Source organism: Gemmobacter sp. LW-1, from assembly GCF_001303875.1.
In the GTDB taxonomy this organism is placed as follows: Bacteria; Pseudomonadota; Alphaproteobacteria; order Rhodobacterales; family Rhodobacteraceae; genus Gemmobacter; species Gemmobacter caeni.
The window spans coordinates 19281-28622 of the sequence record NZ_LJSC01000023.1 but is presented as its reverse complement, the minus strand read 5'-3'; the positions used below and the strand labels follow the sequence as shown (position 1 = coordinate 28622).

The window sequence follows — 9342 nt, the reverse complement described above, 5'->3', positions numbered from 1 at the left end:
GCGGGGTTTCGGCATCGAACCGCTGCACGGTCAGCTGGACGAAGAGGTCCAGCCGCTCCAGCGCCTCGTTATGGGTGACGTGTTTCTGCGCCTGTGCCGGCAACAGGAACGGCAGGTCGAGATTGGGCGAGGTATCGGACATCGGCGGCGGCTCCTGCGCATCACGGGGTTGCGCCGATCCTTTCCGGTCAGGGCTGACAAATCCCGAAGCCTGAGCGCCCTTGCGGGTTTTTCGTTAACCCTGCCGCCACACCCGCCTCAGCCCCGGCGGGCGCGCACCCAGCCAAGGAAAGCCTTGTCCGGCGCCGACAGACGTGGCCGTCCGGCATCGGCCCAGAAGGCGCGCCAGTCCGCCTCCAGCGCATAGACATCGGCACCGGGGGCCAGCGCGCGGGCGGCCTCCAGCACCTCGGGGCCGAACAACGGCGCAGAGGCGGCGGGCGCCTCCTCCTCGATCACGCCGGAGCGGGTGAAGCGGATCAGATCGCCCGGCTCTTCCGTCATCCGGTAATCGGGCAGGCCCGCCTCCTCGATCATCTTGCGCAAGGCCGCGCGGAACACCCGCACCGGCGCCGCCGATCCCGCCTTCTTGTGCAGTGTCGCGACCGAGACGCGCCACTCCGGCTGCCGCCCGCAATGCTTGCGCGCCAGCTCGTAGATCCGCCGCTCCAGCGGTTTGCGCAGCCCGAAATAATCGGGGCTCAGCGTCAGCACCGACCGCGCCAGCACCGCGCGGAACAGCCAGTCCGACAGCGTCACCATAACCGAGATCATCCGCCCGCCCCGCGTCTTGCGCAGGATCTCCCAGCTTTCGATCAGGCCAAAGCCGCTGGTGCTCTCGATGCCGCCGGTGGCGATATTGGTGGTGATACGGGTGCCCGCCAGCCGTTCGAAGGCCTCGCGCAGCCGCAGATAGCTGTCGCCGCCGGTATCGCGCTGCGTGGCCGTCAGCAGATCATGCGCCTTCAGTTGCAAGGTCCGGCTGATCTCGCGCCCCGCGTTCAGACCCGCCATCAGCTGGCTGATGCAATAGATCAGGATATCCTTGTCGAAGATCGTGGCGCGGCCCTTCACCGAGGGCGTCACCTGCACCGAGGCGCCGTTGTGATCATAGCTCAGCACCCGGAGATCGGGCTTGGTCGAAAGCGAGAAGATCGGATGTTCCATCGTGCCAAGGTCATCCTTGGCGCTGGCCGCCAGCACATCGCAGACGAACAGATCCCCGATTGCCGGTGCGATCTGCGCCCGAATGCCCTGCCGTGCGGGGCCTCTGCCCGCAACCGCCTGTCCTGCCATTGCCGCCTCTTCATGCCCGTCTGACGCGGGTTTTCTGCTCGATCCTGCCCCCGCTTTTTATCGGGGTTTCAGTGACACCCAGCCTAGAGTTATCCACATCCCCCGTCCAGTCCGGCGAATGGCGGATCAGAGTCACCCGAACGGGGGATCAGAGTCACCCCATCGTCGGATCAGAGTCGCAAGGACATTTCCCGTTGGACATTTTCCCATGAAAAACAAGGCTCTGAAGAAAAGGATCGGCAGCCGTAACAGAATCCTTTAACATCCATCTAACAAAAAAGCGCATGCGCCGCCGCAAAATCCCAGGCGCCTTCCGCAGAACCCGCGCGGAATTTCCGGCACGACAAGCTGCAAGCCATAGAATCAGCTTGGAAAATTCATCCACATGCCGAGTTTTCTTCCATGTGCCGGGTTTTGCGGTATACTGATGAAAACAGCGCACATGAGGAAACCATGAAGCCCGAGGCAGGCACCCCTCTTCCCCCCTATTTCGGCATTGACCCCGATGCGGCAATGGCAGCTCTGGGAAATGCCACCACCACCGAAAGCTTCGGGGCCATTGCGCGGGCCTGTGAGATCGGCCGCGACGATCTGGCGGGCCGGGGTCTGGATGCGGGCGGGCATCGCCGGCTGCGGCTGTTCTCCACCTGGGAGATCACCCGCTATCTGATCCCGGTCGCACAGGCCCATTTCCGCCGCGTGCTGAAACAGAACCCGGACCTGCCGCAGGGGGCTTCGGAAACCGACGGTGGCGCCAAATGGTTCACCCTGGACGAGGTGCTGCGGCTGCGCGCTTTCTTTGCCGCCGAAGGGTCGAAGGCCAAACCCTATCAGCCCTACCGGCCGAAGGATCTGCCCGCCAAGATGCTGGCTGTCGCCAATTTCAAGGGCGGCGTCGGCAAGACCTCGACCTGCGCGCATCTGGCGATGTCGGCGGCGCTGGATGGCTACCGGGTGCTGGTGATCGACCTCGACAGCCAGGGCTCGATGACCTCGATCTTCGGGGGCCGGGTCGCCGATGAATGGCAGACCGTCTTTCCGCTGCTGGCACGGCATTATGCGGCGCATCTGCGCATCGACAACCAGCGCCGTCTGGATCGCGGCGATGCCCCCGTGCCGCTGGACGAGACTTTGACCGAGGCGCTGACCGTGAAGGCCGACAGTCTGATCCAGAAGACCCACTGGCCCAACATCGACCTGATCGGGGCGCAGCTGAACCTCTATTGGGCCGAGTTCCAGATCCCGGTCTGGCGCATGCAGTCGCGCGGCTGGAAGCTGTGGGATGCGCTGACTGAAAGCCTCGCCGCTGACGGGGTGCTGGACCAGTATGATGTGATCTTCCTCGATACCCCGCCCGCGCTGGGGTATCTGACGATCAACGGACTTGCCGCCGCCGATATCCTGCTGGTGCCGATGGGAGCCTCGTTTCTGGAATTCGATTCCACAGGGCGGTTCTTCGACATGCTGCATTCGACCTTCCGGTCGATCGAGGACGGCGAGAACCTCGCGGCCCGCGCGCTGGGGCGGCCCGAGCTCAGCTTTGAATGGGATGCGGTGCGCGCGCTGATCACCCGGTTTGACGGCAGCCAGCAGGCCGAACTTGCGGCGCTGATGCAGGGCTGGATGGGCAAGACCCTGTCGCCGCAGCGGCAGGAATTCACCGCGCTGATCGGGCAGGCGGGCGAACAGGTGCGCGGCATCTACGAGGCTGATTACCGCGATTTCAACCGCGAGACCTATGCCCGTGGCCGCGAGACCTTTGACGAAACCTGGGCAGCGGTGAAGGCGCTGATCCTCGGTTCCTGGCGCCGTGACGAACTGGCACAGTCCCGGGAGGCCGCACAGTGACGGTTTCCTTCCGGATGTTTCGCGCGCGAAACACAATCGAACGGCGGTTTAGAGCCTTGTTTCCGGCTGCCGCCCTACCCTGCCCTCCCCGCAAGCGGAGCTGAGACATGGCCAAACGCAAACGCCTGACCCCCTTTGGTGATCCCGCCCTCCCCGAGGACGCCACCCAGGATCTGCCGCCGGATCTGGAAACCAAGGCGATGTTCACCCGCTATCCGCAGGGCTATGCGGGCACCTATGTCCGGCCCGCGCCGATTGCCGATATGGCAGGTGCAGCCGCCGCCACCGCTGCCATGGAAGAAATGGCCGAAGTTCTGCGCAATGCGCGGGAAAGCGGCCGTATGGTACTGGCCCTGCCGCTGGATCAGGTGCAGGCCGATCACCTGATGCGCGACCGGATCGCGCTGGATGATGACGAAATGACTGCGCTGGTCGACTCGCTGCGCGCCCGTGGCCAGCAAACCCCCGTCGAGGTGGTAGCGCTGGGACCGGAGCGTTACGGGCTGATTTCCGGCTGGCGGCGGCTCAAGGCCCTGCGGCAGCTTCTGGCGGAAACCGGGGATGCCGGAAAATACGGCTCTGTGCTTGCACTTTTGCGGCAGCCGGAACAGGCGTCGGATGCCTATGTCGCCATGGTCGAGGAGAACGAGCTGCGCGTCGGCCTGTCCTTCTACGAACGCGCCCGCATTGTGGCCAAGGCGGTAGAGGCGGGGGTCTATGCGGATGACAGATCGGCTCTGCGCGGCCTGTTCGGCTCGGTTCCCCGGGCGCGGCGGTCGAAGATCGGCTCCTTCCTGACCGTGGTGCGGGCACTGGATGGTGCCCTGCGCTTCCCCGAGACGATCAGCGAGAAGCTGGGTCTGGCGCTGGCGCAGCGGATCGAGGCCGATCCCGCCCTGCCCGCCCGCCTGCTTTCCGCGCTGGAGGCGAAAGCCCCGGCCACCGCCGAAGCCGAACAGGCCGTGCTTTCGCGGTTGGGCACGGTTGAAAAACCGTCTCAAAAGGCGGTCACAGAGACTGTTCTGAGCGTAGCGCCGGGGTTGCGGCTGCGCGATCTGCCGGGCGGCGGTTTCGCCCTTGAAGGCGACAGGGCCGATGCCGCCCTGCGCGCCAGACTGCTGGACTGGCTGCGCCAGCAATAGGCCGTCTGCGGATGTTTCGCGCGCGAAACATCCGCCCTCCGGTGCGCTGTTCGGGGCGCTGAAAGATTCGTTTGACGGGAATCATGGGCCACCGCATCCTCACGGCCTGCGGTATTTGCGCAGTGACTTTCCCGTATCAACAACCTTCAGTGATTTCCCGGAGCGTGCAATGTCCCTGCTCAATCTCTCCGCCCGCAGTCTGCCCATCACAATTTACGGATACGACATCGGCGGAAGCTGGTCCGATACCTCCGGTGCTTCGGGGGATTTCGACAGCCTCGTCGATGTGATCCGGCTTGGCTCGGGGGCCGACCGGGTCGAATACATGCAGCCTGCGCATGGTATGACGATCTTCGGGAATGGCGGGGCCGATACCCTGCTGGGCTCGGCCTTCGGCGACAGCCTCGATGGCGGGGCGGATGCCGATCTGCTGATTTCGGAAGGCGGCGACGATACGCTGACCGGCGGCGGCGGCAATGACGTGTTCCGCATTACCGGCTTTCTGCCGCAGGGCAGCTACACGACCCAGGACAGTGCGCGCACCGTCACCGTTACCGATTTCCAGTCCGGCGACCGGCTGGACCTCAGCCATCTGCCCGTCACCAGCCTTGCCGATCTGGCGCTGTTCACCAGCAATGCAGGCGGGGCGCTGGTGCTGTCGTTCTTCGTCAACGATTACCTTCAGACCATCCGCCTGAATGGCGTCTCGGCGCTGGCGGCGGCGGATGTGATCCTCGCCACTTCAACCAGCCCGGTGTACGGCTATGGCACCGGCGGCCGGGATGACCTGTTCGGGGCGAATGGCGGGGATCAGATCGACGCCGGGGCCGGGGATGACCGGGTGCTGGCAGCGGGCGGCAATGATGTCGTCTATGGCATGGAGGGCAATGACAGTCTCTATGGCGGCGCCGGTTCCGACACGATCGTCGCCGGGGCTGATGACGACCGGGTCGAGGGCGGGGATGGCAATGATTTCATCGAAGGTGAGGATGGCGCCGACTCCCTGAATGGCGGCGACGGCAATGATACGCTGTTCGGCGAATCCGCCACCCAGCCTGATGCGCTGTGGAATGACACACTCTCGGGCGGCGCGGGCAATGACCTGCTGGCAGGCGGCGCAGGCGAGGATCAGCTGACCGGCGGCAGCGGCGCCGATACGTTCCGCATCCATGCCCAGCAATATTCCAATGCCCAGCTTACGGCGGACACCCGCGATACCGTGACCGATTTCAGCGCCGAGGACCGGATCGACGTGTCCACGGCCGGGATCAGCGACATCACCACCCTGCGCTATCTGCTGGAAAGCCAGGGTAGCACCGGCATGATGCTGACGATCTGGAACAATGGCTATCGCACCGAACTGGCGCTGAACGGTTCTGTCAGTGATCCGCAGAGCCTTGGCGCCGGCAATGTCGTGCTGTCGAATGTCACGCAGAACGATTACGTCTATGGCACCGAAGCGCGGGACGATCTGTTCGGCGGCCGGGGCGATGACATCCTCAGTGGCGGCGGGGATGATGACCGGCTGTTCGGCGAAAGCGGCAATGACAATGCCGATGGCGGCGCGGGCAATGACCTGCTGTTCGGCGGCGACGGTTCGGACACGATCACCGCCTCCTTCGGCAATGACAGTGTCGATGGCGGCGCGGGACGTGACCAGATCACCGGCGGCGAGGGCACCGACAGCCTGGCCGGCGGCGCCGATGATGACCTGATCCGGGGCGATGACGAGGATACCAACTGGCAGCAGGCTTTCAACGACACGCTGGAGGGCGGGGCCGGGGCCGATACGCTGGCCGGGGGCGCGGGCGATGACCGGCTGACCGGCGGCGCGGGGTCCGATGCCTTCCGGCTGAGCTTCGGGGCCTACTGGGCCTATTCGGGCCTGTCGCTGGCCGCCGATACCACCGATGTGGCGGTGGATTTCAATGCGACGGAAGACCGGATCGACTTTTCCGAAGCCCGTATCTCTGATCTTGAAACCGCGCGCATGCTGCTGGTCGACAATGCGGGCGGCACCGCCTCGTCGGTGGTGGTCTGGCAGAACGGCTATCGCACCATCCTGTCCCTGGGCACGCTGTTCCGCCCCGAGGATCTGACGGCGGCGCGGGCGGTGCTGTCTGTCGATACCACGGCGGACTGGATTCAGGGCTCCGAGGCGCGCGATGATTTCTTCGGCGGCGGCGGTGACGACAATATCTCGGGGCTGGGCGGCATCGACCGGCTGTTCGGCGAGACCGGCAATGACTGGATCGACGGGGGCGACGGCGAGGATGCGCTCTATGGTGGCGCGGGTTCCGATACGGTCTTCGGCGGGGCGGGCGCCGATCTGGTGCAGGCCGGGGCCGGGCTCGACAGTATCGAGGGCGGCGCGGGGGCCGATACGATCAACGGCGGCGCCGATGCCGATACGCTGGTGGGCGATACGGCGATCACCACCTGGAACCTGATCTACCATGATGTGCTGACCGGCGGGGCGGGTGACGATCTGCTGGCGGGTGGCGCCGGCAATGACACGCTGACCGGGGGCGAGGGCGCCGATGCTTTCCGTCTGGCCTATAGCAGCGAGGGCTGGAACACGCTTTCAGCCGATACGGTCGATGTGGTGACCGACTGGACCACCGCCGACAGGATCGACGTGACCGAGGCGGGGATCACCGAATTTGCCACGGTGCAGGCTCTGCTGGCCGTCAGCGGCGAGACGACCGAACTGGTCAGCTACATGAACGGCTATCGCAATGTGCTGCGGCTTCTGAACTGGACGGATCTCGCGGCCATCGGCTCGGCCAATGTGGTTCTGGCGGTGAATGACGAGGCCGATTACAGATCCGGCGGAAATCAGGCCGATGATTTCTTCGGCGGCGGCGGCGATGACAACCTGTCGGGCGGCGGTGGCCGTGACCGGCTGTTCGGCGAGGCGGGCAATGACAGCCTGTTTGGCGGCACCGGCGCCGACCTGCTGTCAGGCTCCGGCGGATCGGACCGGCTGGAAGGCGAGTCGGGCGACGATACGCTGGATGGCGGCGCGGGTGCGGATGACCTGCTGGGCGGTATCGGCCGCGACAGCCTGTCGGGCGGCGATGGCGACGACCGGCTGTTCGGCGATACAGTGACCGAAAGCGAGGAAGATGCCTTCGTCTATACCGACTGGGCGCTGTCCTATGACGATGTGCTGACCGGCGGGGCCGGGGCCGATACGCTGGCCGGGCAGGGCGGCAATGACACGCTGACCGGCGGCGCCGGGGCCGATATGTTCAGCATGGCAGGCAACCGCACGGCCAGCATGATCGAGGACAGCATCGACCGCATCACCGACTGGACCGCCGAGGACCGGATCGACCTGCGCGAACTGGGCATTTCGGATGTCGAGACGGTGCAGCGGCTGCTGATCACTGAAAACGGCTCTATTTCGCTGCTGGTGACGCAGAACGGCTTCCTCAACAAGCTGGAGCTGGGGGCCGCCGCCACAGTAGGCACGCTGAATGCCGGGAATTTCCTGTTCTCGACCAATGTCTCGGCCGACAGCATCACCGGCACGCGCAGCCATGATGATCTGTTCGGCGGGCGCGGCAATGATGCGCTGGACGGCGGGCTGGGGCAGGGCCGTGACCGGCTGTTCGGCGAGATCGGCAATGACAGCCTGTCCGGCGGAGCCGGAGCCGACACGCTTTATGGCGGCGCGGGCACCGACGAGATGGAAGGCGGCGACGGCTCGGACCAGCTTTATGGCGGGGCCGGCAATGACGAGGTTTCGGGCGGGGCCGGATCGGATACCATGTATGGCGGGGCCGGGGCCGACCGCTTTGTCATGGGCTCCTGGACCGGCTTCATCGACAGTCTGAACGATTATGGCCGCGGCACCTCGAACGGCGGGGCGGTGATCGCCGATTTTTCGCGCGCGGAAGAGGATCTGATCGACCTGCGCGAACTGGGGATCGAGAATTTCACCACGCTCAAGACCTATTTCTGGAAGGATCTGGGCGACGACGGTGCCATCGACATCACCGCCTACGGCTTCACCCAGCGCATCACCATCCTGGGCTTCGACGATCTGGAGGAACTGGGCCGCGCGGCTTTCATCTTCGATACCAGCAAGGTGGCGGAACGTTATACCGGCGCCATCGTGGCCGATATCGTGGCGCTTGGCGCAGGCGATGACACGGCCTCGGGCGGCGGCGGGGCCGACCAGCTGATCGGCGAGGGCGGCGATGACAGCCTTGATGGCGGGGCCGATGCCGATACGCTGGATGGCGGGTTGGGGTCTGATGCGCTTGAAGGGGGCACGGGCGATGACAGCCTGTCGGGCGGGGCCGGGACCGACACGCTGACCGGTGGGGCCGGGGCCGATACACTGTCGGGCGGCGGCGGCGCAGATACGTTCGAGCTGGTCGATGACGAGGATCTGGTCAGTGGCGGGGCGGGGCGCGACCGGGTGATCTTTGAGGAGGCGGCCATCTTCGATCTGGGCGACCAGCCTGCGGCGCGGGTGGGCAACCTGGCAGCGGCGGTGACCCCGCGTTTCGTCTCGATCGAGATCTTCTCCGGCTCGAAGAAGGCGGACAGCATGACCGGCGACGGCAAGGCCAATGTCTTCCAGGGCAATGGCGGGCGCGACGTTCTGTCGGGGCAGGGCGGGGCCGACCGGCTGGAGGGCGGCGCGGGCAATGACCGGCTGTCAGGCGGGGCCGGGAAGGATGTGCTGACCGGCGGCGCGGGCAAGGATGTCTTTGTCTTCGATACGGCCCTGGGCAAGACCAATCTGGACCGCGTGACCGATTTCAACGTGGCGGCGGATACGTTCGAACTGGATCGCTCGGTCTTCCGCAAGCTGAAGGCGGGCGATCTGGCGGCGGAGGCCTTTGCCATCGGTGCGAAGGCGCGCGAAGCCGATGACCGGATCATCTATGACAGCAAGACCGGCGCGCTGTTCTACGATGCCGACGGGTCGGGGAAGGGGGCGGCGGTGAAATTCGCCGTTCTGGACAGCGGGCTGAAGCTGACTGCGGCGGATTTCGACGTCATTCTCTAGGCGGCTGGGACAAGGTCCGGTGTTTCG

Annotated in this window: 4 protein-coding genes and 1 pseudogene; 3 read left to right on the top strand and 2 right to left on the bottom strand. The window is 65.4% G+C overall.

The window, feature by feature from the left end:
- A pseudogene (locus AO684_RS21510) lies at positions 1-142 on the bottom strand (DUF2793 domain-containing protein); the annotation flags it as partial.
- A 116-nt stretch (positions 143-258) separates the two neighbouring features.
- Complete coding sequence (locus AO684_RS03385; protein ID WP_082400703.1) at positions 259-1296, bottom strand: replication initiator protein A; 1038 nt, start codon at positions 1294-1296, stop codon at positions 259-261.
- A gap of 453 nt (positions 1297-1749) precedes the next feature.
- Between AO684_RS03385 and AO684_RS03380 the strand changes: the two genes are divergently transcribed.
- The 3 genes from AO684_RS03380 to AO684_RS03370 all read left to right on the top strand — a co-directional run bounded on the left by AO684_RS03380 (position 1750) and on the right by AO684_RS03370 (position 9315).
- A complete protein-coding gene (locus tag AO684_RS03380; RefSeq protein ID WP_054301338.1) occupies positions 1750-3144 on the top strand; it encodes an AAA family ATPase in 1395 nt (464 codons plus the stop codon).
- 107 nt (positions 3145-3251) lie between these two features.
- On the top strand, positions 3252-4286 hold the full coding sequence (locus tag AO684_RS03375) for a ParB N-terminal domain-containing protein (protein ID WP_054301337.1): 1035 nt from the start codon (positions 3252-3254) through the stop codon (positions 4284-4286).
- Positions 4287-4455: 169 nt separating this feature from the next.
- A complete protein-coding gene (locus AO684_RS03370) occupies positions 4456-9315 on the top strand; it encodes a calcium-binding protein (protein WP_054301336.1) in 4860 nt (1619 codons plus the stop codon).
- Positions 9316-9342 lie beyond the last annotated feature (27 nt).

Coding starts and splice junctions, on each gene's coding strand:
- AO684_RS03370 (WP_054301336.1), top strand. CDS start 4,456: ATGTCCCTGCTCAATCTCTCCGCCCGCAGTCTGCCCATCACAATTTAC.
- AO684_RS03380 (WP_054301338.1), top strand. CDS start 1,750: ATGAAGCCCGAGGCAGGCACCCCTCTTCCCCCCTATTTCGGCATTGAC.
- AO684_RS03385 (WP_082400703.1), bottom strand. CDS start 1,296: ATGGCAGGACAGGCGGTTGCGGGCAGAGGCCCCGCACGGCAGGGCATT.
- AO684_RS03375 (WP_054301337.1), top strand. CDS start 3,252: ATGGCCAAACGCAAACGCCTGACCCCCTTTGGTGATCCCGCCCTCCCC.